The following is a 26,630-nucleotide window of genomic DNA, read 5'->3' as shown; positions in this document are numbered from 1 at the left end:
TCCATTCACAGCACGCCCATCAGGGCGGTGGTCTCGCGTTCGGCGGATTCCAGTGCGCCTTCCATGCCCTGCATCACATCGGCGGCGTGTTCTCCCGCGAACCGCAGCCGACCGACCGGCGCCATGGCGCCACGCCCGAAGGCTTGAAGCTGGCCCGGTCCCCAGGCGTGGTATGAGCCCCGTGCGAACGGATCGGCGCTCCAAGAGACCATCGAAACCACCTCGACCTGTCCCCTGGCGGCCGGCCGCAACCGCTCCAGCGTCTCCAGCACCAGGGCGGCGGCCCGTTCGGGCCCCAGCGCGTCCATCGCCAGCGCCGCTTCGCCGTTGATCCAGGCGTTCAGCGTCGTCGGCCGGCCCGCCGCGTCGAGATTCAGCGACGTCCGTTCGATGGGCGTGTCCGTCCACATGTTCGGCGACAGGCCGTCAGCCTCCCAGAACGGCTTGGCGATGGTCATCTCCACCTGTGTGATGGCGCCATAGGGCAGTTCGCCGATCGCCTGGCTCTGCGCCTTCGGCAATCGGGGCAGCCTCAAGGTCCGCAGCACCGCATAGGGCAATGTCACGATCGCGTATCGGCCGCGATAGCGGGAACCGTCCGCGCACACCGCTTCCACGCCCGACCTGTCGATCTCGATCGCCGCGACGGCCTTGCCCGTCCGCACGGGAGTCTTCAGACCCGCCGCCATCGCCTCCGGCAGGCGGCTGGATCCGCCGGCGATGCGGAAGGCGCCGACGGCGTTCTCGAGATCGGCGATGCTCTGCTTGCGATAGGCGAACAGGGCCGACATCTGCGACATCGACGGGCCGTCGAAGGCGACGTTCATCGCCGCCAGCGCGTCGGCCGGCGTCCCCTGCCCCCGCAGTTCGGCCTCCACCGAACGGCGGTCGAAGGGCAGCATGGACGGATCGCGCCAGCTGCCGGCCTCGGTCAGCGGGTTGTGGGCGCGGAGGGCGCGGGAATAGAGCTGTCCCGGATGGATGTCGCGCCACCCCTCCGGCAGTGGGTTGGCGTCGCTGGCGGCCCACGCGGCGGCCGGCACGACCCGGCCCTGCCAGGCGATGCAGCCCGCGTCAGGCCTCGGACTCTCGGCGCGGCCGACACCGAACCGTTCCATCAGATAGATGGTCCGGCCATAACCGTTGGACAGCGTGCGACCGCCAGCCTCCGGCGCCCCGGGCAGATGGTCGAGTGTATGCAGGCGTCCGCCGACCCGATCGCGCGCCTCGAGGACGAGCGGCCGGAAACCCGCCTCCTCCAACAAAAGGGCCGAATAGAGTCCCGAAAGGCCTGCGCCCAGCACCAGCACATCGGCCGCGTCCTCGGCCCGAGCGCCGGCGGCGCAGAGCCCGGCCGTCGCCAGCACGCCCGCGCCAAAGGCCCGCCGGCTCAACATCAGCGATTGTCCCGTGCGACCCGAAATCCGAAGTAGCTGAAGCGCGCCGCCTCGGGGTCCCGACCGCGGAAGCTGCTGCGCGCTCGGTCGGTGCGGGTCATCCACGCCGCGCCGCGCACCGTGCGCCGCTCGCAGGCGCCCGCCGCTTCGATCGCGCGGCCGTCCGTGGGAATCGAAGGATAGGGGATGACGTAGCAGTCCTGGGTCCATTCCCAGACGTTGCCGATCATGTCGTGGAGCCCGAAGGCGTTGGGCTTGTAGGCGCCGACCCTGGACAGGAACTTCGCCCCGTCTCCACAGGCCGAGGGCGCCCAACCGAAGGCGAGCCCGGCGGCGTCCGCATCATAGAGATTGGCGTAGGCGCAGCCGCCTTCCATATCGGTCTCCCACGCGTATTCCGTGGTCGAGCCGGCGCGGGCCGCATATTCCCACTCCGCCTCGGTCGGCAGGCGGTACGGCTGGCCGGTCGTCGCGGCCAGCCAGGCCACATAGGCTTTGGCGTCGCGCCAAGACACGCAGACCACGGGCTCATCGGGCTTCGGCGCCGCGCCGAGGCCAGGGTCCCTCCAGTCGTGCGCCGGAGAATTGGCGAAGACTCCGCCGACCAGGGTGCGGCACGGTCCGGGCGCCGAGTAGCCCGTCGCAGAAACGAAGGCGGCGTACTGGGCGTGGGTGACTTCGTAGCGTCCGAGCGCAAACGGCTTTTCGATGGTGACTCGCCGGGGCGGTCCTTCGGGACGACCCGTCTCGCCGGCGTCGGCTCCCATGACGAAGGTTCCCGCCGGAATCTCCACCATCTCGGGACAGTCCGCACAGTCCCGTACGCCAGCCGACGAAGCATGTGCCGCCGCCACGCAGATAAGCAGCGTGGCGGCGGCGATCAGCCGGGGGAGGATAGCTCCGGCCAAACTTACCAGGTCTTCTCGAGCGACAGGCTGAAGCGCCGGCCGGGCGGGATCGCGCCCAGGAACGACCTCAGCGGGCCCACCGTCAGGAAGTCCGAGTAGCGGGTGGCCGTGATCGGATCCTTGTTGTTGAAGACGTTGGTCACCGCGAAGACCGCCGTCACGGCGTCGAGTTCGGCGCCCAGGCGGACGTTGGTGACGCCACGCCCCTTCACCCAGGCGAAGTTGGCCACCTGATCGTACTTCTTGGAGCGGTAGCTGTAGTCGGCGTCGATATAGAGCCGGCCCATCGACGTGTCTGTGAAGGCGTACACGCCGAAGGCGGCAGTGTACTTCGGCGCGTTCGGCGAGGTCTTGCCCGTGATGTCGGCGCTGCCGGTCAGGCCCTGGATCTCCGGATCGGTGCCCGAGGTGTATTCCGAATCCGCAACACTGGCCGAACCGCGCAGGGTGATGTTGGGATGCACGGCCGCCTGAGCCTCGAATTCGGCGCCCTTCACGTCTAGGTCACCCACGTTGCGGATCAAGCTTACCGTGGTGGCGCCGCCCTGCAGGAGGGTGCTCTGCGTGAGTTGCTGGCCGCTCCAGTCGATGTAGTACATCGACGCGTTCAAGCGCAGACGCTTGTCGAAGAAGTCGCTCTTCATGCCGGCCTCGTACTGCCAGGACTTTTCTTCGCCGTAGGTCCGTTGATTGGCCGCTAGGCGAACGTCGCTGTTGAAGCCGCCCGGCTTGTTGCCCTTCGCCGCCGAAGCGTAGAGCAGAACGTCCGAGGTGATCTGGTAGTCCAGGGTGAAGCGCGGGTTCCAGCTCTTATACTTCGCGCCGAGATCATACCTGTTGGCGCCGCCGACCAAGCTCAGGTCATCCACACCGTAACGGATTTCGGCGCTGGCCGAGATCTGGTCGGTGATCTTGTAGCGCATGAGGCCGAAGGCGGCGTAGTTGATCGTCTTTGTCGTGCCGTTAAGCTGAAGCGCGTTCGTATTGTAGAAGTACCGGGAATACTTCGTATAGGCATTATAGTAGTAGGCGCCGATCAGCCAGTGGAGACGGTCGTCTCCCGGCGAGGCAAGACGCAACTCTTGCGAGAAGCTCTGCGTTTGCCAAGCGTCGTCGACATGCAGATTGCTGGCCGCGACCGGCAGATAGTCCAGATCGGACTTCCGCGATTCGTAGGCACGGGTGAAACCCGTGATCGAAGTCGCGGTGTAGTCGCCGATCGCATACTCGTTGGTCAGGCTCGAGCGCATCTGCCGCCGCTCGATGCCGTGCTCGGGCATCAGATCGAGGCTGAGCGTGATGTCGTCCGGCGTCACCACGATCGGGCCGCAATAGTACCGCGTCCGGGTGTTCATGAAGCAGTTGTTCAACGCGCCGCGCTGCATACCGACCGTCTCGGCGCCGTCGTCGTTGACCGCAACCGCGGCGCGGAAGGTGGTCGTGAGGTTCTGGACCCCCGTGTACTTCAGCGCGATCGAACCGGCGACGGTTTCCTCGGTGCCCAGCTTGAGACGATGGCTGGGACGGCCGGGCGCGTTGTTCCGGTACTCACCGCCGAAGGTATAGTAGTTGGCGGTCAGCTGGATGCCCAGGTCGTCGCGGATCGGGCCGCTGGCCGACACCGTCGCGTCGAAGTAGTCGTATGAACCGCCCGTCAGGCGTACGCGGCGCTGCCAGGTGGGCGACGGATCCTTGCTGACGTAGCTGATGGCGCCGGCGAACGACTGGCGGCCGTACAGCGCCGACTGCGGCCCCTTGATCACCTCGACCCGGTCGACGAACGCCAGATCGGTGCTCATCAGGCTGTTGGGGATGAACACGCCGTCGATGAAGAACGACACGTTCGGAACGCCCAGCACATTGGACTGGCCGCGGATGACGGGGCGCTCGTTGCGGCGACCGAAATCCTTCTCGTAGGTCAGGCCGGGAACGATGCTGGACAGGTCGCTGGGCTCGCGGATGCCCTGGCGCTCGATGTCGCGCGACGACAGCGCCGAGATGCTGAGCGGCACCTCCTGCAAGGGCTCCGCCACCTTACGCGCGGTGACCACGATCTCTTCAATCTGGTTGCCGCCGTCTTGCGCGTTGGCGGCGTTGAGGCCGGAGAGACAGGCCACAACGGCCGTGGACAGGAAAAGCGCGCCCGCCTTCATGAGAGAACCCCCTTATCGGTATCTAAACAGATACAACATGTCGCTAAGTGGCCGCGTTTATCCGGAGGTGTCAACCGCAGTGGCGACCGAGAACCAAGTCCGGGGCAGGAGGGAGGATTCTGCCCGCCTTGGCTATTTAAATGCCCAATGAACGCGCAAAACCGGACAAAAGGCCGCACAAACAACACCCAGAGCCCTATCGGGGCGGGCGTTGACATCCATCAAACCCATCTTCGGTCGCGTCGTCATGAGGTACTTTTTAGAGAACATCGTGACTCCCAGGCCACACCCTGAGGCGGGTTGAGAAGCAGGACGGTGGCTCGAAGCGGCGCCTGAAAGGCCCGGCTCGCAGCTTTTGTCTCTCAATATAGACTACCACGGCTCCAAGGCCACGCGAAACGCTTGCGCGAGGAGCCGAACCTCGGGCCTCGAAGGCATTAATAACCAAACGAAAATGAGACTATCGGCAAACCGTCCGCGCTCTTGCGGCACGTTTTTGAATGTCTTAATCAGAATACAAGTGAATGGGGTCTGGGCTTATGGTTCGCGAGAGTGCGCAGGTTGTCGTTGTGGGCGCCGGGCCGGTGGGGCTCACGGTCGCGCTTCGGCTGGGACTCGCCAATATTTCCTGCGTCGTCCTGGAGCAGGAAGCGGCGTTGCCCGAGGACCTCCGGGCCTCGACGTTTCATCCGCCGACGCTCGACATGTTGTCCGAATACGGCCTGTCCCAGCCCCTGATCGAAGAAGGCCTGATCTGCCCGTCATGGCAGATCCGCATGCATGACACGGGCGAACGCGCGGTGTTCGACCTTTCCGTGATCGAGAACGACACGACCCACCCCTTCCGCCTGCAATGCGAACAGTTCCGGCTGAGCCGGCTGCTGCACGAACGCATCAAATCTCTGCCCAGCGTCGAGGTGCGCCTGGGCGTCACCCTGACCGGGCTGGAGCAGGATGACGACGGAGTCCATGCGATCTGGAAGAGCGCCTCGGGCGAGGGCCGGATCGACGCCAAGCTGCTGATCGGCGCCGACGGCGCCCGCAGCACCGTCCGCAAGCTCTGCGAGTTCGGCTTCGAGGGTAAGACCTACCCCGAGACCACCATCCTCGCCACGACCACCTTCCCCTTCGAAGACCACATGGAAGGCCTGTCGAACGTCAACTACGTCTGGACAGAGGGCGGTACGTTCAGCCTGCTGCGGCTGAAGAGCCTCTGGCGCTGCAGCCTCTACCAGGAAGAGAGCGAAACCCTCGAGCAGGCGCTCGAGCCGGCGAGTATCGAGCGCAAGCTCCAGAAGATCGTTCCTTCGGACACGCCCTACCAGAAACTGCAGTGGCGTCCGTACCGCGTGCATATGCGGATCGTCGACGACTACCGGCGCGGCCGCGTCGTGCTGGCAGGCGACGCGGCCCACATCAACAGCCCCAGCGGGGGCATGGGCATGAACGGCGGCGTCCACGACGCGTTCAGTCTGACCGACGAGATCAAGCAGGTCTTCGCGGGCGGCGACCTCACCCTCCTCGACCGCTATACGCGCCGCCGCCGGCCCGTCGCCCTGAACGAGGTGCTGGCCCAGGCCGATCGCAATCGCAGTCGCATGCAGGAACGCGACCCGGCGAAGCGGCGCGAGATCTTCAACGACCTGCAGACCATGCTGGCCGACCGCGAGGCCGCCCGGACCTATCTGCTGCGCGCCTCGATGATCACCGGCCTCCGGCAGGCCGCAGCGGTCGACTGACCGCGGGCCGCCCGTCGGCGCTCGACATCCAGGCGACGCTCAGGTTTCCAGAGCGACGGATCCAGGCGTTGGAGTTCCGGGCGCGGCCCTCGGGGGGCGCACCGGACGGACGGATGATAACCTCGTCCGGTCATGAGTCTCCTCGCATCGGCATCGCCCGCCCTGCCCTTCCCCGAGACCGTGGCCGTGCGGATCGCCGGACGGCTCGGGATGACGTTCTTCCTGAACAACCTGCGTATCGTCTGCGACGGGGGCGACCTTCTGGACGGTCTGATCCTGCTCGCCGTCGGCCAGGCGAACCTCGGCCACTTGGACCGCCCCCACGGTCCGCCGGCCAGCTTCGCAGGCTACGACGACGTCCTCGACCCGGCGCTCCTGCGCCCCATCAGCGTGAACGCCCTGGCCGCCAGCCTGGGACAGCCGTTCGAGACCGTGCGCCGGCGGACGGCCGCCCTGCGCGAGACGGGCGCGTGCGCCGCGACCGACCGAGGCCTCGTGATTCCCCCGGAGCGATGGATGTCGGACCGGCGCAAGGCGATGGCCTTCGCGATCGGGCAGCAGATCCAGGCCCTCGCCATCGGCCTGCAGGCGCTGGGCGTCCTCCGGACCTCCATGAACGTCACGACCCTCGGACGGCCTTGGGTCCTGACCCGCCTGGCGGCGGACTATTGCCTACGGCAGTTGGAGGCGATGTCCGCGCACATCCCGGACCCCACCGTGGGGGTTCTGCTCATCCACATCATCCGCGTGACGACCGAACACCTGGACGACACCTATACCGAGTTCACCGAGACCGAGGATCTCGTACAGGACGACCTGCGGCGTCCGGCCTCGGTGGCCACCCTCGCCTCGCGGGCCGGCATTCCCGGTGAGACCGTCCGGCGTCACGTGGCGCTGCTGCTCGCCCGCGGGTGGATCGCACGGGGACCCAAGGGCGGCTACTACCTCACCCGGGAGATGCTGCGCGCCGCGCCATGGCCGCAGGCGCGCCACGACAACATCGCGAACCTCAACCGGATGTTCGCGGCGCTCGAGGCCTCGGCTCGGGGCGCGACACGGGTCGCGCCTTGACGCAGTGCTGTCGGCCGTCGCGCTCCGGATCGCAGCACCCACCTCGGGTGGCAGGTTCGGACAGCAGGGCCGGATTTGACCAGTCCTGGGGCCGCTGCTGATGCGATCAGGCGACGCGCCTGAATAGAATAAGCCCTCGACGGTCGCCCGGTGTTGCGCTCTCGCGGGGCTTTCCTGTCGTCATCCTTGGGCGATCCGCCTCGGCCTGACACCGCAGCCGACCAACGCTTCGCAGACGGCCATGCGCCGGGGGCGACGCGAAAATTTCGACGGAGGGGACGTCGGAGCCATGCCCGAGCGGTCCCCGTGCAGGGAATCGTAGCCGCGTTCGAGACCTAATCCCCGTGACACGTGGGGCGCCCTGAATTGATCGGCAGCACGACAAAACGCGACCTCCGGACAGGTCGGTCGCTCTGGGCGGACAGTTCCGGCCTGGGAGTGTCGGTCGATCGTCTGGCCGCCCCCATCAGTGTCGATGTCGCCATTGTCGGCGCGGGCGTCAGCGGCGCCTTCATGGCTCATGAGCTGTCGAAGACGCATTCGGTGGCGGTGCTCGACCGCCGGCCACCGCTGATGGGCTCGACCGTGGCGTCCACGGCGTTGCTGCAATGGGAGATCGATCTTCCGCTCACGGAGCTCGCCAAGAAGATCGGTCCCCAGAAGGCCAAGCGGGCCTATCTGCGATCGCGTCGAGCCGTGGACGCTCTGAAGCAGGTCGTGGCCGAAGAGCGCATCGCCTGCGGGCTGAAGGACAAGTCGTCCCTCTATCTGGCGGGCGACCAACATGGCCATCGCGCCCTGGAAGCAGAGGCGGCGGCCCGCGCCGAGATCGGGTTGGACAGCCGGTATCTCGGCCCCGGGGCCCTGCGTGAACGGTTCGGCGTGGAACGAACCGGCGCCGTCGTGTCGAGCGGTTCCGCCAGTGGCGACCCGGCCCGACTGGCGGCGGGGCTGCTGCGACGCGCGCGCGCAAACGGCGCGCGAATCTGGTCGCCCGTCGAGGTGCTGCAGGCGGTCAGCGACCCGGACGGTGTCACACTGCTGACCGACGCGGACCATGCGGTTCGGGCGAAGTCGGTGGTGTTCTGCAGCGGATACGAGTTCCCCAGGGGCGTCCCCACCCCGGGCCTCGACGTCATATCCACCTGGGCGATGGCCTCGACGCCGCGCCAACGCTGTCCGGCCTGGTTGCGGAACATGCTGGTCTGGGAAGCGTCCGATCCGTACCTCTACATGCGGATGAGCGGTGATGGCCGCCTGATCGTGGGCGGAGAGGACGAGGCGTCTCCGGTCGCGCACAGCGACAAGGCGAAGCTCAAGCGCAAGTGCAGGACATTGGCTGCCGAGTTGCGCCGGCTGTTGCCCCACGTGGCGTTCGAAATCGACTACGCCTGGGCCGGCGCTTTCGGCCAAAGCACAACGGGCCTGCCCCGCATCGGGCCTGTCCCGGGGATGGAACATACCTGGGCCGTGATGGGCTTCGGCGGCAACGGCATCACCTATTCGGTCATCGCCGCACAGATCGTCGCCGCCGAAGTGCGCGGTGAAGGCGACGCTGACGCGGATCTCTACAGGACCTGACCGCGCGAGCCCGCCCCGTCGTCGGCGCGCCGGCGCGATCAGAGACGGACCACCCTGCCCCCGGGGACGAGGCTGCAAATCGCACAACCCGCAGGTCGGCGTTGAGCTTGCGCCTTCAACTTCGAACAATCAGAATCGTTTGATGGACAATCGAGACTGAATTCCCCATGCCGCCGCGCAAGCCGAAACCTGCTCCGGACGCCGCCGCGACGGAAGACCCCCGCGGCGGCCGGACCGCGCGGGAGGTGGCTCGCCATCTCCGCCAGCAGATCCAGGCGGGTGAGATCAAGCCCGACACCTGGCTGCGCGAAATCCGGCTGGCGCAGGAGATCGGCGCCGCAAGGTCGGCGGTTCGCGAAGCCCTGCGCCTGCTCGAGGAAGACGGATTCGTCGAACTGGAGAAGTTCCGCGGCGCCCGGGTGACCACCCCGACGCTCTACCAGATGTTCGACCTGTTCGAGATTCGCGCCGCCCTGTTCGGCCTGATGGCGCGGTTCGCCTGCTTCCGGGCCTCCGACGCGGATCTGGAAGAGATCGTCCGCCGCATCCGGACCATGCTCGAGTCCGCGGCGGACCAGACTCCCCGATGGCGGGTCAATCAGGGTGTCGAGATCGGCGCCCTGATCTCACGTCACGGCAACCGCGACGCCCGCGAGATCATGTCGGCCTCGCACCGTAAGGCGCGCTGGCACTTCTCCTACCTCGGCCTGGAGGACAGCGGCGCCGTCGGGCCGGTCGACGACTGGCGCGAGCTCGCCGACGGCCTCGCGGCGCGCGACGCCGAAAGGGCCGCTGGAGCCGCCCGGCGGATCATCTATTTCACCCAGCAGGAGGTGACCCGAATGGTGGTGGCCAAGGGCGGCAAGCCGGGCTCAAACGTCAGGGGATGACGCGCTTGTCGTTGATGAAGTCCACGTCCGGATTCTCGCCGACGAACATGGAGATCGACTCCACGAACAGCCCCTGCCCGCCCCAGGTTGGCGCGGTGAAGCGAGGAACGGGAATGAAGGCGTCCTTCCACGCGGCGTAGTCGTCGAACCACATCTCGGCGACGCGGGGATAGGCGGCCGCGGCGCTTACCGTGGAATAGAGGGCGTACTTCCTGAGGCCGGGGAGACGGGCGACCTCCTTGGCATGCACGTCCCCGTACCAGGCGTCCCCCTGCTCGAGCGTGACACCCTCCGGGTAACGGAAGAACACGATCCATCTCAGGTAGGGCGTCTCCTTGGGCGGCGTATCCTTGGCCAGGAACACCTGCTGCGGATTCACGGGCACGCTCGCGGTGGTGCTTTCGAAGCCGGCGTTGGCCCAGCCGCCCGGCGGCGGCGTGAAGGACCCCAGGCCCCGGGCGTAGATGTTGTTCGGGCGGCTGTCCTGGAAGTCGGCCAGGCTGTCGAAATGGATCTCGGTCATGCGACCGTACTGAAGGGGATAGGCCTTCCGGGCCTCTTCCGGCGGAAGGTAGCTGCGGAAGGACACGTAGTTCCGCTGCCAGGCCTTGAACGCCCGGCGGACTTCCGGGGCGTGGAAGGTCATGTACCAGCGGTCGAGCACCAGCTGGTCAGTCCCCGGCTTCAGGTCGACCAGGATGTAGTGCTTGATGGCGGTCGCCGCCCAGGCCGGAAGTCCCGAAGCGGCCGCAGCCGCGCCGGCGCCGAGCATCATCGCCACGCGCCGATTGAACTTCTGGGTCATCATCAGGCTCCGTCCGGAAGGGCCAGGGCGACCAGCTTATGCGGCGAGCGGCGGAAGCCCATGCCGCAGACCACATACTGCCTGCCATTCGCCATGTAGGTCATGGGCGGGCCGTGGGTGAGTCCCGGGAGCGGCGTTTCGGCGACCACCGCGCCGGTCGCCTTGTCCCAGGCGCGCAGGACGCGGCGCGAATTCAGGTCGTGCGGCCCCTCGCCCAGGAAGAGCAGGGTCTTCGTGAGCAGCGGACCCGTGCGCCCTGTCGAGCCGACCCATCCGGTGTCGAGGCCCTTGAAGGCCGGCGTTTCGCTGGCGCCGGGTCCGTTGGGCTTCATCCAGAGGATCTCGCCGCGGTTGAGGTCGATGGCCGTGATCCGGCCGTAAGGCGGCTTGACCAGCGGCAGGCCTCGGGGCCCGGTGACGAGACGCACCGAGCCGGCGATCTCCTCCGTCTCCCCCGTCCCGACCCGCTTGCCCTCGTCGTCCAGGGCCAGGGCGGCGACGGAGGATATCGACGGCACATAGAGGACGCCCGTCTCGGGATCGACCGCGGCTCCGCCCCAGTTCGCGCCGCCGCCCCAAGCCGGGCGCTGGATGGTCAACTGAACGCTAAACGGGGTGAACAGCGGTCCCGTCTTGTACTCGGCCATGATCGCCTGCGCCTCCTCTCGAAGCTCGGGCGTCCAGTCGATGAGCATCTCCTGGGTCATGCCCTGAGGCTCGAATGGAGGCGGCTTCGTCGGAAAGGGCTGGGTCGGCGACAGCTTCTCGCCCTTGATGGTGCTGGCCGGGACTGGCCTGTCCTCGATGGGCCATATGGGACGGCCGGTCACCCGGTCGAAGACGAAGGTGAACCCGTGCTTGGTCACCTGGGCGACCGCCTTGATCCGCCGCCGGCCGATCCGGATGTCCACGAGGTTCGGCGCGCAGGGCAGGTCCAGGTCCCAGACGTCGTGGCGCACGAACTGGTAGTGCCAGCGCCGTTCGCCGGTCTTCACGTCCAGACAGATCAGGGCGTTCCCGAACAGATTGTCGCCCGGTCGATCCCCGCCATAGAAGTTGTTGGTCGGGCAGCTTCCCGGCAGATAGACCAGCCCCAGTTCATCGTCGGCCGCCATCGGCGCCCAGACGTTGGCGTTGCCGTTGCGCGCGGCGGAACCGTTCTCCCACGTGTCCCAGCCGAATTCGCCCTCCATCGGCACGGTGTGGAAGGTCCATTTCAGTTCGCCGGTGCGCACATCGAAGCCGCGAACATCGCCGGGCGGCATCTCCGAAGCGACCACCCGATCGTGGATGTACTGGCCCATCACGATGACATCGCGGCAGATCGTCGGCGGCGACGTCGACGCGAACAGATCGACGGGGTCGCGCGCCAGCGGCCGCTGAAGGCCGACGACGCCCAGATCGACCTCTCCCCCCTTGCCGAAGCTCTCGATCGGCTCGCCCGTGCGGGCGTCCAGCGCGATCAGCCGATTGTCGCCGGTTCCGATGATCACGCGCGCGTCGTCACCGTCCCGCCAGTAGGCCACGCCGCGATGCTGCATGCCCTTGCTGGTGTACTTGCCGCGCTTCCAGGTCCCCGGATCGTGAACCCAGATGTTACGTCCCGTGGCCGGGTCGATCGCCACGACCTGGCAGAACGCCGTCGAGGTGTAGAGCACCCCATCCGCCATGATCGGCGTGGCCTGGAACTCGCCCGGCGCGAGGCCCGGATTGGCCTCGATGATCGCGGCGTCGGGACTCTCCCATTCCCAGGCGATGCGCAGGTTCGCGACGTTCGTGGCGTCGATCTGGCTGAGCGGCGAATACTTGGTCGCCGCGTTGGTCGCCCCATAGGCCCGCCATTCGCCGGAGCCGCCCTTGGCCGCGGCCTCGGCGCCCGAAGCCTCGGCGCCCGAAGCCCCGGCGCCCGAAGCCCCGGCGCCCGAAGCCCCGGCGACCGAGGCCCCGGCGACCGAGGCCCCGGGCGCGCAGGCCAGGGTGGCGAGACCGGCGACGCCGGCCAACAGCCGCCGGCGATCCACAGTCGATGAGCGGCGCGCGCTGCTCAAAACCGGCTCCGGAACTGAAGCACGTACTCCGGACCCGGCGTCGCGACCAGGAAGCCCGCGCCATAGAGGAATTCGTAGCGCTGGTTCAGCACGTTGCTCGCCTTCAGCGCCACCTCCCATTTCGTCCCGTGACGGACGCCCGCCCGCAGTTGCAGGCTGCGGTTGGTGTCGCGGCGCTGAAGGTTGGAGATGTTGTAGTACCCGTCCCACTCGCCCTTGTAGGCGGCGTTCAGGAACCCTTCGATCTCGCCCACGATCGTCCGGCTGTAGGTTCCGCTGGCGGTCAGGGCGAAGTCCGGCGTGCCGTTCAGCTTGTTGCCGTCGATCGTGGCGATCTGAGAGTCCAGTGTGGAGTCGATCCACGTACCGGCCAGGGTGTAGACGAGGCGTCCCCCGACACCGGGCACGGCGAGCCTGCCGTTCAATTCCACCTCGACGCCGGTGGCCTTCGCGTCACCGAGGTTGTCGAGATAGATGAAGGCGCCGCCGCCCTGGGCCGCGAACCGTGTTCCGGTGTCGCTCACCAGCACGTCGCGGTAGTCGGTGCGGAAGACGGCCGCCGTCACCTGAATCGCCCGCGAGGCGTCGTACTTGACCCCCGCCTCGTAAGCCGTGGTGCTCTCCTCGTCGTACGCCAGCGGCGTCGCGGGATTACCCGGCAGGGCGTTCGACGTGCCGAAGTCACGATTGTAGCCGCCCGCCCGGAAGCCCGTCGCAAACCGGGCGTAGAGGTTGAGGCGCGAGTTCGGTTGCCAGCTCAACGACCCGCCGTAGGTCCAGTTGACGAACGTGCGCTCGCGGGGCGGGATCGAGCCCTTCACCGGCGCGCCGCTCGACAGGCCCCCGAACAGCTTCTTCTCGTCCTGGGTCCAGCGCAGGCTGGCCTCCGCGGTGAGGGTCGGCGCGATCCTGTAGGAGCTGGTCCCGAAGGCCCCGAAGGTCCGGTTGTCGCTGTCGAGGATCGCGTAGGCCGGCGGGATCGGGGTGGCGCCCTGGACACGGCCATAGTTCACAACGGTGTAGGTGTCGCTCAACGCCCGGAAATCGACGCCGGCCGCCCAGGTCAGCGCGCCGCCTTCGCCGTTCAGCCGCACCTCCTGGTAGAAGACGTTCACCTGATCCGCCACCGTCGAGTAGCAGTTGTTGGTGCGGCAGGTCGCGCCGCCCGCGATGTTGGGTTGCCCATTCGAAAGCAGCGGCGCGCCCGGGAAGCGGCCGTCGTCGTCCGCCACCGCGTTTGAATCGCGCCACCGGACGTTGGTCGTGCTCGACAGGTCGGCGAAGCCGAGATCCGCCTTTATCGACAGGCTGCCGTTGGCGATGTTCTGGCGCAGCCGCGCCTTGGTGTTGCCTTCGGCCTGCGACTGGTAGTCGAAGGTCTCCGGGATCGCCGGATAGAGCCGGCGCTGAACGTCCACCTGTCCGCCAGTGGGATCGTCCAGTCGCGACAGGTCGATCATGGCGACGACCTTGAAGCGCTCGTCCGGAGTGAACGCCAGGGCCGCGCGCACACCGCGATAGTCGCCCCCGTCGATGTATTCCTTTCGGAACGTGTTGTAGACGCGCCCCCCGTACTGCTCCGTCACGTCGACGCCGACGCGCAGCGCCAGCACCTCGTTGATGGGAACGTTGACGACGCCGATGAGGTCGACGCCTTCCTTGTTGAAGTTGTAGCCCGCCTCCAGCCCCGCTTCGAAGGTCGGCCTGGGTTCCTGGCTCACCACCGAGATCACGCCGCCCACGGCATTCGCGCCATAGAGCGACCCCTGCGCACCGCGCAGCACCTCGATCTGGCCGACGTCGAACATGTCCATGCGCGCGAAGCCACGGCCGCCGATGTTCCCGCCGGTGACCTGGGCGCCGTTTCTCAGAAGGGCGATCGCGGAGTCGGCGTTGACGTTGCGGCCCGCCTGACCGGCCCCACGGATGGCGAACTCGCTGTTGACGCTGTCGTTGTCGACCAGCGCGACGCCCGGCAACAGGGTGGTGAAGTTCCTGAGGTCGGTGACCCCGCCCAGTTCGCGCAACCGGTCGGCGGTAAGAACGCTGCCGGCGGCCGGAATCTCCTGCAGTCGCTCGTCGCGCTTCCGCGCGGTGACGATCACCTCGCTCACCGCGCCGTCGCCCATGGGCTGCGCCCAGGCCGGACAGGCCATCACGCCGGCCAGCGCCACGCCGCTCAACAGATATCGCCGCATCGATTTCCCCCTCGGATGTCGCGTCTCGCCGGCCAGACCGGCGTGTTTCGTTGGCGCGACTCCTACACGGGAGATTTTTGTTCAACAATATTATTTATATCATACATCACTTCCAAATTTTGTTGGACAAAAATAAAACCACAGATAGCGTGCATCGGCCGACAGCGCCCGGGCCACATGGGCGTACCGGCCAGTTGGAGGACCGCCTTGTCCCACACGCCTCGTCCGGGCTGAGCCCGGCCACACGCCCTGTGGGCGCCGACCTCCGCAAGAACCTCGACCACGCCGTTCCGGCGCGCGCCCTCGTGCGTCCCATTCCAAATGGAGGAAACGACCTATGACGTCCGCGATGCTCACCATCACCGGCCAGAGCCGGCAGCTCGCCAACGACACCGTGAAGACCGTCTCGGTGGACGCCTACGTCTACGGGCCCTCAACGCCGGGGGATTACCCGGTGATCGTCTACAGCCACGGCACCTTCGGGTTCGCCGACCAGAGCAACCCCAACTTCACCACGTCCCTGCCGCTCTATTGGGCCTCTCAGGGCTATATCGTCATCGTGCCCGGCCATGCCGATGGACAGGACGCCACCGCCAGCCAGTCGGGGCTGCCCCGGTTCGACGACAGCGTGGGCGTGACCGACGGCTTCCTGTTCAACCGCGTCGCGGACATGAAGATGGCGCTGGATCACGCGACCGACCTGGCCGCCGCCCTGGGTCCGGGCTACGGCGTCACCGGCGACTTCGTCGCGGCGGGCTACTCGGCCGGCGGCGGCGCGGCCCAGGTCGCAGCCGGGGCGAGCATCAAGGACCTGACGGGCACGGCGGTGAACTGGGGCGACGCGCGCTTCGACGCGGTGATCGACCTGTCGGCGGGCGGCGTGCCGATCTACGGCTTCTATGCCGACGGCTCCGGCAATTCCTGGCAAGGCCTGAACAAGCCGCTGTTCGTGGCCGCTGGCGAGAAGGACACCCAGAAGGGCGGCGCCAACTACCAGTACAAGCTGGACCCGTACGACTATGCGCCAGCCGGCGACAAATACGCCTTCGTCTTCAATGACGCCAATCACGGGGACTTCGGCGTCCAGGCCTCGAACAACCCCGACGTCTTCGACGAACTGGCGATCCTCACCACAAAATTCCTCAACGCATACACAAAGGGCGACGCCACCGACTTGGCCTATCTCAAGGACGTCGACGCCCAGATGGCGGACAACACCACCTTCAGCGAGCTTTGGCAGGCCCTGCATTCAGGGACGACCGCCGGGATCTCCGCCACCGGAACCATCGCCGCGAACAACATGACCGGCACGGGCGACAACGACACGCTGAGCGGCGCCGGCGGGGGAGACACCCTGTCGGGGGGGATGGGCGACGACAGCCTCGATGGCGGCTCGGGGGCCGACAGCCTCGTGGGCGGCAGCGGACAGGACACGCTGGTCGGCGGCCTGGGCGCCGACACGCTCGAGGGCGGGTTCGACTCCGATGTGCTCACGGGCGGCGCGGGGGCCGATGTCTTCCGCTTCACCGCTCGCGGCGACGGCGGCGGCAGTGGCGACATCATCACCGACTTCACGGTGGGCGTCGACAAAATCGATGTCGACGCACTCCTCGCCTCCATCGGGCAATCCACGACGACCCTCGGCGCCCACATCGATCTCAAGGTGGTCGGCTCGGACACCTGGATCCTGCTCGACGTGAACAACAACACCTCGGGCTCTTCCAACACCTGGGACGACGAGGTGATCGCAATCGTGAAGAACGTCACGACGCTCAGCGCCTCGGACTTCCTTTTCTGACGCCTGTTTGGGCGGGAACCGTGAACGACAGCCGAGGGTGGCCCGCCACCCTCGGCCAGTCCGTCATCGGAGACGCGTGGGCCGCATGGACGACGTCTCCCGGAGCGGCGCCGCCTCGACCTCGACCGGACCGCGCCCTGCGGGCGCCTGGGGGTGACACCCCGCCTCAGCGCCGGGGCGTCAAGGGAGCGGATCGATGCCAGCCGCCTTGAGAATGGCGTCGGCCACCGGGGCATAGTCGCCGCCGAAGTGGTGGCCGCCGGCCACCCTGACCGGATGGATCAGGCCCGGCGCGAAGGTCGGGCAGGCGACGTCGCGTTCCTGATCGCCATAGATGCAGACCCGCGGCAGATCCTTCAGGGTCTGTAGCAAGGGAGCGATCGGGTAGGCGCTGGCGGCCGTGAGGTTCAGCCAGTCGCCGGGCCGGAACTCGAGCTCGCCGTCCCTGCCAACCCCTACCAGGGCGACGAGGCGGACGTGGCTGCGCATGTCTGACGGCAGGTGGGCGACGATCGCCGGCAAGGCGTCGGCGCCGAAGGAGTAGCCAGCCAGGATCACCTTCGACTTGCCCCATGCCGACATGTAGCGCTCCAGCACGGTCGCGAGGTCTCCCGCCGCCTCGGTCGGCGTGCGCGCCGTCCAGAAATAGCGAAGCGAATCGTAGCCGACGACCGGCACCCCGCCCTTCACCAGACCCGAAGCGAGGCCCTGGTCGATGCCGGCCCAGCCGCCGTCGCCGGAATAGAGCACGGCCATGGTGTCGCCCGGGCCGGCGGCCGGGGCCTCGACAAGGGGCAGGCCTGCGAGCCGCGCCGCGCCCACGCCCGCCGCGAGCGGGGCGGATGGCGCGCCGGGCCGGGGGTAGAGGCTCGCGAAGGCCTCGGCGAACTGCGGCGCCCAGTTTGCGGGCGCCGAATAGCCGTGGCCGACTTTCGGCAGATCGACGACGCGACCGTTGCGCGTTTGACTCATGAAGGCGCGGGTCTGGGGCGCCGGACAGGTCAGGTCCTGCCCGCCCTGCATCGCGATGAACGGCTCGCTCAGGGTCTTCGACGGCGCGTAGACGAAACCCAGCTTGGCGTCGACGCGAAAGGCCAGCTTGCCGACGCCGGCCGCCATCGGCTTGGCCGTCTTGAGGTCGGGACAGAAGCCGAGCCCTATGGCGCCCTGGAAGGTGGCCGCCGGCGCCTGAGCCAGCGCGCCGTAGGCCAGCGTTGCGCCCGACGAGTAGCCGACCACGACAGGGCGGTGGAACCGGGTGAAGCCGAGATCCTTCTGGACCGCCTGCGCCAGCGTGGCGAAGTCGCCCGCGGGATACAAGGCTTGGCCACCCGACCGCGTGTCGCCGAGATACTTGCGGATGTCGACGCCGACGACGGTGGCGTCCATGCGGGCCAGCTGCCGGGCCATGTCCACCACGCCCTGGTTCCAGCCGCCATCGCCCGAGACGAAGACCACGAAACGGTCCGGCTCCATGCTGGTCCGGTAGACGGTCACAGGTCCGGCGGCGCCGAACCGATAGCTCTTTTCCGTCACCGGCCCGGCCGACGGGGGGATGGCGGGCGCGGCGGCGGCATGGGCGGAGGCCGGCGCGGCGGCGACCGGTGCGGCGGCGACCGGCGCGGCGCGAAAGCCGGCGGCGGCCGACGTCACCAGCACCGCAGCGGCGCCGCCGACCAGCAGGATGCGTCGCAGGAACATGTCGGACCCCAAAAGCATGGCGCGGACGGTTCGCGCCAGACCTTCGTCCGCCCCCGAGCCTGTAGCGCCGCGTCAGCAATTTTACGGATTTGTGAGTTTGGCCGGCTCAGGCCCGGCTCAGTTCCAGAACGACGCGCAGGCCGGGCGCATTGTCTTCCAGCAACAGCCGCCCCCGATGAAGCTTGGCGCAGGCCGCTGCGATGGCGAGGCCCAGACCCGAGCCTGCGGTGGTCCGTGCGGCGTCGAGGCGGATGAAGCGTTCGACCACGCGGCTGCGATCGGCTTCGGCGATGCCGGGGCCGCTGTCGGCGACGATGCAACGGACCCGATCGACGCCGGACTCCAGGGTCACTTCCACCCGCGCGCCATCGCCGGCGTAGCGAGCGGCGTTGTGGATCAGGTTGCCGATCGCCTGGCGCAGCAGGATCTCATGGCCGACCATGGTTTCGCCAGTCGCAGGCGGATGGACGATCAGGGTCTGGCCCGCATCTTCCACCACAGGGGCGAAGAGTTCTGTGACCTCGTCCAGCAGGGCGCCGAGGTCGATCGCCCGGAACATCTCGCGTGAGGCCCCGCTTTCGGCGCGCGCGATATCGAGCAACGCGCCGGCGGTGGAGAGGACCTGATCCGCCTGGTCCCATGCCTGGCCGATGAGTTCGATCCGTTCGGCCTCGCCGGTCTCCGCCTCGAGCGCCCGCGACAGAGCGCCTTTCATGCGGGTGAGGGGCGAGCGGAGATCGTGCGCCAGGCTGTCGGTCACCATCTGCAACCCGGTCATCAGCTCTTCATTGCGATCGAGCATCACATTGAGGGCGCTCCCCAGCCTGTCGAACACGTCGCCGTCGGCCTGCACGGGGGCCCGCGCCGAGGTCCGCCCCGCGGCGATCTCTCCGGCCGTGCGGGCGATGGCCTCCGCGCGATTGTAGATCAGGCGGGTGATCCAGAGGCTGACGACAAGTAGCCCACCGACGACGATGGCGAGGGACAGTGTGGCGCCGAGGGCGAGCGCCTGGCGAAAGCGCGCCCGTTCGCCGAGATCCTCGTAGACGACCAGGGTTCCGCCGGTCGCGATCGGCTGGACGAGCACGCCCCAGCGCGATGATCGGCCCGCGATCTCGACCTTGGTCTGGCTGAGGCCCGACTCGGGAAGCTGCGACCAGGGCAGGAGGTCCGCGCCGCCCAGCAGTTGGCCGTCGTGGGCGAAGACGGCATAGCGGAAGCCTTCCGTGCGATAGGCGTGCTCCCGCCGGTCCAGGGCGCGCGCCAGGGGCGCCAGACCTTCCACATGCGCGAAGGCCACGAAGTAGTCGCGCGCCGACTCGGCGACTTCGCGCTGGCGACTGGCGATCATCCTCTCACCGACGGTGTCGATCAGTCCGACTCCCGCCGCGAGCGCCGCCACGGCGGTGACGACGAGGGCCAGCGCGATCCAGCGCGGACGCAGTCGCGTCGCGCTTGCCCGGGGGGTCACGGGCGCTCGGACAGCCGATAGCCCGTCCCTCGCAGCGTATGGAGAAGCGGCGGGTCGAAGCCTTCGTCGATCTTCTTGCGGAGGCGGCTGATGTGGGTGTCCACGACGCTGGGTGGGGGTCGAAACGGTAGTCCCAGACCTGCTCCAGCAACATGGTGCGCGTGACCACCTTGTCCTTGTGGCGGAGCAGGTACTCCAAGAGCTTGAACTCGCGCGGCAGCAAGTCGACGGACCTGCCGCCGCGGGTCACCCGGCGAGACAGGAGATCGACGCTCAGGTCTCCGCACCGGAGTTCGGTCTCCACCGCCTTGCCTGGACGACGGCGCAGGAGATTCTCGATCCGCGCGACCACCTCCGAATAGGCGAAGGGCTTGGTGATGTAGTCGTCGCCACCGGCGCGCAGGCCTTTGACCCGCTCATCGATCTGAGCCAGGGCGCTCAGGATCAGGACCGGGGTCTCCACCCCGGCGGCGCGCAACGCCTTGACCACGCTCAGCCCGTCCATCGTGGGCAGCATCCGATCCGTGACGATGAGGTCGAAGTCCGATCCCGACCCCATGATCAGGCCATCGCGGCCGTCGGCCACATGCTCGACCGTGAAGCCGTCCTGTCGAAGGCTCTTGGCCAGATAGTCCGCCGTTTCGGCGTCGTCCTCGACGATGAGAATGCGCCGGCTCATGGCGGAGACTCCTTCAGGGCCGAGCCTGCCCGCGAACGGGAGAGACGGCCGCCTGCCTGTGGCTGAGGGAACGGACTGACCGGTGTTTCGGGCAGGTCAGCCCTTCGCGACGCAGGCCTTCATGTACGCGGCGCGCGAACCCGTATGGGTCTTCTGGGTCTTCCAACTCGCTTCGCAGGCCTCGCGCTTGTTGGCGTGCGCGGCGGGAGCGGACTTGGCGGGCGCGGGCGCGGCGGGGGCGGTGGTGGTCGCCGCGAAGGCGCTCGACCCGAGCATCAGGGACGCAGCGACGGCCACCGGAACGAGCAGGTTACGCATCTGAAGTCTCCTCTTTTCACCGGGGTTCTCTGTGCCGGTGAGAACCAGGAGACGGCGCGAGGCCTACAGCCGTCCCGCCCCCATCCTTACATTTCTGCGAGATCGCCAACCGCCGGGTCGACCTTCCGGAATCATGATTGTCGGCCTTGTAAGATGGGCGCATGGGCTCCTGTGAGCGGTCGCGTGTCGTCTGGCGTACGCCGCACAAACACGTGCGGCGGATTGAAGACCAAGGAGATCACCATGCGTCGCCTCATCGTCTCGGCGGTCTGTTTGGCCGCGCTCGGTCTGGGTTCCTCGGCCCTTGCGGCCCAACCGGCGGTCTCCGCCGCCAAGGCGCATCCCGCCGACCAGTGCTTCCCGACCCAAAGCGTCAGCGGCTTCTCGCGCGTGGATGACCAGAACGTGGACGTCACCGTCGGCCCGCGGGACGTCTATCGCCTGACCCTGTTCGCCCGCTCGCCCGACATCGACTGGTCGCAGCGCATCGCGCTGCAATCGACCGGCGGCTCGTGGATCTGTTCGGGCCTCGACGCCACGGTGATCGTGCCCAGCAGCCTCGGACCGCAACGCTACCCCGTGACGCAGATCCGCAAGTTGTCGCCGGCTGAAGTCGCCGCGCAGAAGACGCGGCCCTAGGCGCCTTGAGGGCGTACCGTCCCGTCTCAGGTCCTCTCTGGGCGGGCCTGGCGGGCCACCCCCGGCTTGCCTCGTTTGACAGCGACCTCGGGCGCGCCGAGCTTGCGATCCCGTGGCGTAGCCGTCCCGCTGCGCCCATGAGACGGAGCGCCGTCCGCGATGAGCCTACGCGCCCTTGAACCCTATGCGCGGTGGGCCGCGCGTCTGCTGCCCGCCGCGCTCCTGATCGCTGCAGTCTGGATTCTCTGGCGCGAACTGGCCGCGGTGCGTCCCCGGGAAGTGGCGGCTGAGGCCATCGGCTGGGGGCCGCTGCGCCTGGCCGCAGCGTTGGGGGCGACCGCAGTCAGTTTCGGACTGCTCGCCGCCACGGAATGGCTGGGCCTGCGCTGGTCGGGCGCCAGGGTCCCGTTCGGGCGCGTGCTGGTCGGCTCCTTCTGCGCCAACGCCCTGGGTCACGTCATTGGATTCGCCGTGGTGGTCGGCGGGATCGTTCGTGCGCGCCTCTACAAGGACCACAGCTCGGTCGCGGCGGCGGCCCAGACCAGCGTCTTCTGCAGCCTTTCCTTCGCCTTCGGGATGGCGCTGTTCGCCGGACTCGCCCTTGTGGCGCACCCCATCCTTCCGGGGCTTCCCCATCTTCACCCCGCCGGCGCGCAGATCCTCGGAGGCCTGCTGATCGCATCGCCCCTCGCCTACGTCGTGGCCTGCGGGTTCCTGCGTGGCGCGATCCGGCTCGGCGCTCACGAGCTCACGCTGCCACCGCCGCTCATGGCGGCGGGTCAGGTCGCCCTTGGCTTTGTCGACAACATCGCCACGGCGTTTGTCGTTTGGATCCTGCTGACGGATGTCGGGTTTCCGATGTTCGCAGGCGCCTATGCCGTCGCGACCGTTGCGGGGCTCATCTCCAGCGTTCCCGGCGGCGCGGGGGTTTTCGAGGGGGCCGTCCTGGCTCTGATGCCGGAACTAGCGCGAGCGCCTCTGATCGCAGCGCTGCTGGGCTATCGGCTGATCTACTACCTGCTGCCATTGCTGATCGGGGCGATGGTGATCATCGCCGTCACCCCCTTGCGGCGGACCTTCGCCATCTGGTGGCGCGGCGCGGCCCCGCTTGTCCTGGCTTCCGCCGCCTTCGTCCTCGGCGCGATCCTGATCCTGACCGGCGTAGGGCGTATCGATCCGGCGCGGCTTCACGTGCTTCAGGCCAGCGTCCCGTCCGCGGTCCTCGAAACCTGCCACCTGCTGTCGATCGCGTCTGGCCTGGCGTTGATGGGGTCCTTCCTGCTGCTGTTCCGGCGTCATGCGAACGCGGCGCCGATCGCCGCGTCGGCGGCCTTCCTGGGCGCGTCGACAGCCCTGTTCCGCGGACTCGATGTCGGGCCGGCCATCTTCGCCCTGTTGTTCGGGGTGCTCACCTTGGCGTCACGACGAGCGTTCGTGCGCCGTGGCGCGTGGGATCTCGACCGCCTGCTGCCCTGGTGGCTCGCCGCCGTCTCCCTCGTGGTGGTGGGCGCTGTCGCGCTCGGCCTGTGGATCTATGACAACACGCCGTATGAGGCGGCGTTCTGGGCGCATACGGGTTATCACGCCAACATAGGTCGCTTCCTGCGGGGAACGGCTCTCCTTGGTGGCCTGCTGCTGGTGATCGGCGTCGCGACCCTGGCGCGCTCGGCCGCGCCCCATGCGGCGCCCGCGGGTCCGGACGTGCTCGCCGCCATCCGCCCGCTGGTGGAGGCCGAGCCGGACACTACGGCGCGACTGGCGCTGACGGGAGACAAGGCGATTCTGCGCTCGGACGACGGGGCGGCCTTCATCCAGTATGGCGCGGAGGGCCGAAGCTTCATCGCCATGGGCGATCCGGTCGGAAATCCGGAAGCAGCGGGCCAGCTGCTCTGGCGCTTCAAGGAGATGGCGGACCGCGCCGCGGCGCGGCCGGTCTTCTATCACGCGAGCCCCCGCTGGATGATCGCCTACCTGGACCTCGGCCTGTCGCTTGTGAAGCTCGGCGAAGAGGCGCGGACGCCGCTGGCGGATTTCAGCCTCGAGGGGGCGGCCCGGGCGAAGCTGCGCCAGGCCCATCGCCGCGCGGTTCGCGAGGGCCTGACGTTCGAGGTGGCGTATCCACCTCACAGCGCCGATCGCATCGCCGAATTGCGGGCGATCTCGGACGCCTGGCTGGCGACGCATGGGGGCGCGGAGAAGGGTTTCTCGCTGGGGCGATTCGACGCTGCGACCTTGGCGGAAGAACCGCTGGCGCTGGTCCGGTTCGAAGATCGGGTGATCGCGTTCGCGAACATCTGGACCGGGGGCAAGGTGGAGGCCTCCATAGATCTCATGCGCCATCCGCCCGACGCCCCGCACGGGGTGATGGATTTCCTGTTCATCGAGCTGATGCTGTGGGCCAGGGCGGAAGGCTACGCCTGGTTCAACCTGGGCATGGCGCCGCTCAGTGGGCTGGCGCATCACCAGCTGGCGCCGCTCTGGCACAAGATCGGAGCCGAGATCGCCCGGCGCGGCGGGCGCTACTACGGCTTCGAGGGTCTGCGCGCCTTCAAGGCCAAGTTCGATCCGGTCTGGACGCCACGCTACATCGCCGCGCCGCCGGCCAGCGTCGCCGCAGCTCTGCTGGATGCGACCCGGCTGATCGGGCGGCGCCGGGCTCGAGCTTCGTCCGCATAGCCGCCAAGCCGGCGCGCGTCCGGCAGGATTGACGAAAAAGATGAATTTCGTCCTTGCCGGGGCGCAGGTGGGGCGGCGTCGGACGACCGCGACCTTGGGATCGTCCTGACGCGTCGCGCCGCGGTCGACCGGGGCGCGCCTCGGGCGCGGTCCCCAGGAGAAGCTTTAGGGGAGCCTTTGAGGTGAGCCTTTGAGGGACGTCAGAAGCGGTCGTAGGCTCGCACGTATGGGGTCGCATCGATGAATGTTTATGATATGGCCTCGTTCATAGACCTGGGCCGAACATTTCTTCTGATGGTGACGTGGGTTGACCGACGCGCCAGCAGTCATTCCACTTCGAAATCCACTTTGCCCACATGCCAGGGACCTGGGTAGAACTCGAGAGTGGGACGTAGTCCGCCCCTCGGAGGGCCTCGGCTTTATCGCCACAAAAGTGCCGGGCCGCCTAGGGCCGGATCGCTGATGGTGTCACGGCCTGTCTCGATCCGCCCCGCAAGACGGCGCGCCCAACCGGCTTGTCCGGCCACCACGACGGCGAAATCGTACCACCCCCCAGTTCTCTCCAGGCGCCAGGCCCGCCGCACCGACTCACCCGGCGCAATGGTCGGCCGCCAGGGCGGCAGCGCGGGTCCGTAGGCGCTCGGCGTCACATCAAGGCGCGTCGGGCCGTCGCCCAGGTTTCGGACCATGAGCACAATTCTTGCCATCGACGGGTCACCCTCCGCCTCGACGGAAAGCGCGTCAGCGCCGCGTCCCACGAAATGCCGGTGGAAGCCGTTGGGGCCTAGGATCCAAAGGTCATACGCTCCCGCATCAGCCGACAAATCCCACGAATCTTCCAGGCTCGCGCCACCCCCGATGGTGTAACGCCGAGGGATCTGATTCAGGTGCAGGCGGTCGTAGACATGAAGAACGACGGCCGCAGCGCCGAGGTTCTTCATATGCAGTGTCGCCTGCGTCGGGTTCGAGACCATGCTGACTTCGGGAGCATAAGGCAGGGACCTCGAAGGGCGCACGCCGCGGGCTTGAACCGGCGCCCCCAGCGTGGCCGGCGTCGGCGGTGTGGCCCTCTTCGGCAGCGCCGCCGCTCGGGCCGCCAGGTAGGTCGTGTCGGGCAGCGTCGGGAAGGCCGCGACGTTCGGCGTTCGAAAATCGAGCGTCGAGGTCAGGTCTCCGCAGACCGCGCGTCGCCATGCCGAGATGTTGGGCTCATGGACGCCGAAGCGCGCCTCAAGGAACCGGATGACCGAGGTGTGGTCGAAGACCTGCGAGTTCACCCATCCGCCCCGCGACCATGGCGAGATCACATACATCGGAACTCTAGGTCCCAGGCCGTACGGGCGTCCCATCAACTCTGGCCGGTCGGCCTTTCCGTCAGAGGGGCTCGAGACAAGATGGTGTTCACCAAGGGTATCGACGGTCGAGCTTCCGATCTCGCGGCCCGCAGTATCGCGCGACGGCGGGCTAGGCGGCGGGACGTGATCGAAGAACCCGTCGTTCTCGTCGAACATCAGGAACAGGACCGTCTTGCTCCACACCTCCGGATCGGCGGTCAGGGCTTCCAGCACCTTGGCGGTGAAATCGGCGCCCTGAGCTGGGCTCGAGGGCAGCGGATGCTCGGAGGCCGCAGCAGGGGCGATGATATAGCTGACCTGCGGCAACCGCCCCCCCAACACATCCTCTCGAAGCCGATCCAGCTTGTAGGTGCTCAGCCCCGCCTCAAGCAGGCGTCGGTCGGAACCCGCCATCCCCGCATGCGCGTCGCGGAACACCTTGAAGCCGACGAGCGGGTTGTCGGTGAAGTTGTCGGCCATGTCCTGGTAGATGCGCCAGGTAACGCCGGCCTCGTGTAGCCGCTCGACGTAGGTCTTCCACGTGTAGGGCCGCGCGCCGCCGCCATCTTCTGCGAAGCGGTCATTGGTGTTGGCGAGCACCGGTCCGCCCTCGCGGCCCAGCGGGTCATTCGTCCCCGTCCAGAGGAGCAGCCGGTTCGGGTTCGTCCCCATCTGGAGCGAGCAGTGATAGGCGTCGCAAAGGGTGAAGGCTTCGGCGAGCGCAAACTGGAAGGGGATATCCTGGCGCTCGTAGTAGCCCATTGACCTCTCAGTCTTGAACACCGGCCAGCGGTCCATACGGCCTTCGTTCCAGGCGCCTTGGGCGTCGGGCCAGAGGTGCGGTGTTCCTTCCACACGCATGTGCTCGAAGGATCGGGTCGTGTTCAAAGCAAAGGGCGACACCAGACGCGGTTCGTCGCCCTCCGCGCTAGAGGCCTGCACCCAGATGTTGGCTGGGGAACGCCCGGCGATGTCTGGCGCGGGTATCGGGAAGCGGTCCCCGAAGCCGCGAACCCCGGCGAGAGTCCCGAAGTAGTGATCGAAGGCGCGGTTCTCCTGCATGAAGATCACGACGTGCTCGACGTCGCGGATCGTCCCGGTTCGCACGCGCGCCTCGATCGACAGCGCGCGCGCGATCGACGGATGCTGAGCGACGCCGGCGGCCAGTCCCGCGAGGAGCACGTGGCGACGATCGGGTGCGTTCATGGGACGTCTCTTTCAAGC

Annotated in this window: 17 protein-coding genes and 1 pseudogene; 7 read left to right on the top strand and 11 right to left on the bottom strand. The window is 67.7% G+C overall.

Annotated elements, in window-relative coordinates:
* Positions 1-5: 5 nt before the first annotated feature.
* From ABS78_RS07040 to ABS78_RS07030, 3 genes are read right to left on the bottom strand one after another with little or no spacing between them, the layout of a single operon-like run.
* Positions 6-1,397, bottom strand: a complete 1,392-nt coding sequence (locus tag ABS78_RS07040; RefSeq protein ID WP_293376448.1) for an NAD(P)/FAD-dependent oxidoreductase — start codon at positions 1,395-1,397, stop codon at positions 6-8.
* Positions 1,397-2,305 (bottom strand): formylglycine-generating enzyme family protein, encoded by a 909-nt coding sequence (locus tag ABS78_RS07035; RefSeq protein WP_293376446.1) that lies wholly within the window; start codon positions 2,303-2,305, stop codon positions 1,397-1,399. The genes ABS78_RS07040 and ABS78_RS07035 overlap by 1 nt, the downstream gene beginning before the upstream one ends.
* 2 nt (positions 2,306-2,307) lie before the next feature.
* Positions 2,308-4,458: a TonB-dependent receptor gene (locus ABS78_RS07030; protein ID WP_293376444.1), complete on the bottom strand. Its 2,151-nt coding sequence runs from the start codon at positions 4,456-4,458 to the stop codon at positions 2,308-2,310.
* 524 nt (positions 4,459-4,982) lie between these two features.
* Here ABS78_RS07030 and ABS78_RS07025 point away from each other — a divergent pair.
* The 4 genes from ABS78_RS07025 (at position 4,983) to ABS78_RS07010 (ending at position 9,739) form a co-directional block, all read left to right on the top strand.
* Complete coding sequence (locus ABS78_RS07025) at positions 4,983-6,197, top strand: NAD(P)/FAD-dependent oxidoreductase (RefSeq protein ID WP_293376442.1); 1,215 nt, start codon at positions 4,983-4,985, stop codon at positions 6,195-6,197.
* Positions 6,198-6,329: 132 nt separating this feature from the next.
* The gene (locus tag ABS78_RS07020) at positions 6,330-7,268 is read left to right on the top strand and encodes a hypothetical protein (RefSeq protein ID WP_293376440.1); all 939 of its coding nucleotides are present in this window, start codon (positions 6,330-6,332) and stop codon (positions 7,266-7,268) included.
* Positions 7,269-7,706: 438 nt separating this feature from the next.
* Complete coding sequence (locus ABS78_RS07015) at positions 7,707-8,849, top strand: FAD-binding oxidoreductase (protein ID WP_293376438.1); 1,143 nt, start codon at positions 7,707-7,709, stop codon at positions 8,847-8,849.
* 167 nt (positions 8,850-9,016) lie between these two features.
* Entirely contained in the window at positions 9,017-9,739 is a 723-nt protein-coding gene (locus tag ABS78_RS07010) for a GntR family transcriptional regulator (protein WP_293376436.1), read from the top strand.
* Here the strand turns inward: ABS78_RS07010 and ABS78_RS07005 are convergent.
* The 3 genes from ABS78_RS07005 to ABS78_RS06995 are packed head-to-tail and all read right to left on the bottom strand — an operon-like array spanning position 9,729 to position 14,790.
* Positions 9,729-10,544, bottom strand: coding sequence for a hypothetical protein (locus ABS78_RS07005; RefSeq protein WP_293376434.1), 816 nt, complete (start codon positions 10,542-10,544; stop codon positions 9,729-9,731). The genes ABS78_RS07010 and ABS78_RS07005 overlap by 11 nt on opposite strands.
* Positions 10,545-10,546: 2 nt before the next feature.
* Positions 10,547-12,547 (bottom strand): PQQ-binding-like beta-propeller repeat protein, encoded by a 2,001-nt coding sequence (locus ABS78_RS07000; RefSeq protein WP_293376432.1) that lies wholly within the window; start codon positions 12,545-12,547, stop codon positions 10,547-10,549.
* A gap of 41 nt (positions 12,548-12,588) precedes the next feature.
* A complete protein-coding gene (locus ABS78_RS06995) occupies positions 12,589-14,790 on the bottom strand; it encodes a TonB-dependent receptor (protein ID WP_293376430.1) in 2,202 nt (733 codons plus the stop codon).
* 337 nt (positions 14,791-15,127) lie between these two features.
* Between ABS78_RS06995 and ABS78_RS06990 the strand changes: the two genes are divergently transcribed.
* The gene (locus tag ABS78_RS06990) at positions 15,128-16,588 is read left to right on the top strand and encodes a M10 family metallopeptidase C-terminal domain-containing protein (RefSeq protein WP_293376428.1); all 1,461 of its coding nucleotides are present in this window, start codon (positions 15,128-15,130) and stop codon (positions 16,586-16,588) included.
* 180 nt (positions 16,589-16,768) lie between these two features.
* Here the strand turns inward: ABS78_RS06990 and ABS78_RS06985 are convergent, their stop codons facing one another.
* The 4 genes and pseudogenes from ABS78_RS06985 to ABS78_RS06970 form a co-directional block, all read right to left on the bottom strand.
* Positions 16,769-18,289: an AcvB/VirJ family lysyl-phosphatidylglycerol hydrolase gene (locus ABS78_RS06985; protein ID WP_293376426.1), complete on the bottom strand. Its 1,521-nt coding sequence runs from the start codon at positions 18,287-18,289 to the stop codon at positions 16,769-16,771.
* Between the two features lie 106 nt (positions 18,290-18,395).
* Positions 18,396-19,760, bottom strand: a complete 1,365-nt coding sequence (locus ABS78_RS06980; protein ID WP_293376424.1) for a HAMP domain-containing sensor histidine kinase — start codon at positions 19,758-19,760, stop codon at positions 18,396-18,398.
* A pseudogene (locus ABS78_RS06975) lies at positions 19,757-20,439 on the bottom strand (response regulator transcription factor). Before ABS78_RS06975 ends, ABS78_RS06980 begins: the two are co-directional and overlap by 4 nt.
* A gap of 96 nt (positions 20,440-20,535) precedes the next feature.
* Positions 20,536-20,757, bottom strand: coding sequence for a hypothetical protein (locus ABS78_RS06970; RefSeq protein ID WP_293376422.1), 222 nt, complete (start codon positions 20,755-20,757; stop codon positions 20,536-20,538).
* A 243-nt stretch (positions 20,758-21,000) separates the two neighbouring features.
* On the opposite strand from ABS78_RS06970, the gene ABS78_RS06965 reads away from it, so the two are divergent.
* Together ABS78_RS06965 and mprF are read left to right on the top strand one after the other, a co-directional pair.
* Positions 21,001-21,396, top strand: a complete 396-nt coding sequence (locus tag ABS78_RS06965; RefSeq protein WP_293376420.1) for a DUF6491 family protein — start codon at positions 21,001-21,003, stop codon at positions 21,394-21,396.
* A 159-nt stretch (positions 21,397-21,555) separates the two neighbouring features.
* Positions 21,556-24,072, top strand: coding sequence for a bifunctional lysylphosphatidylglycerol flippase/synthetase MprF (gene mprF / locus ABS78_RS06960; RefSeq protein ID WP_293376418.1), 2,517 nt, complete (start codon positions 21,556-21,558; stop codon positions 24,070-24,072).
* A 419-nt stretch (positions 24,073-24,491) separates the two neighbouring features.
* Here the strand turns inward: mprF and ABS78_RS06955 are convergent, their stop codons facing one another.
* On the bottom strand, positions 24,492-26,612 hold the full coding sequence (locus ABS78_RS06955; RefSeq protein ID WP_293376416.1) for a phosphocholine-specific phospholipase C: 2,121 nt from the start codon (positions 26,610-26,612) through the stop codon (positions 24,492-24,494).
* Positions 26,613-26,630 lie beyond the last annotated feature (18 nt).

The organism is Phenylobacterium sp. SCN 70-31 (genome assembly GCF_001724605.1).
GTDB lineage: Bacteria > Pseudomonadota > Alphaproteobacteria > Caulobacterales > Caulobacteraceae > Phenylobacterium.
This window is presented reverse-complemented; position numbering and strand designations above follow the sequence as displayed.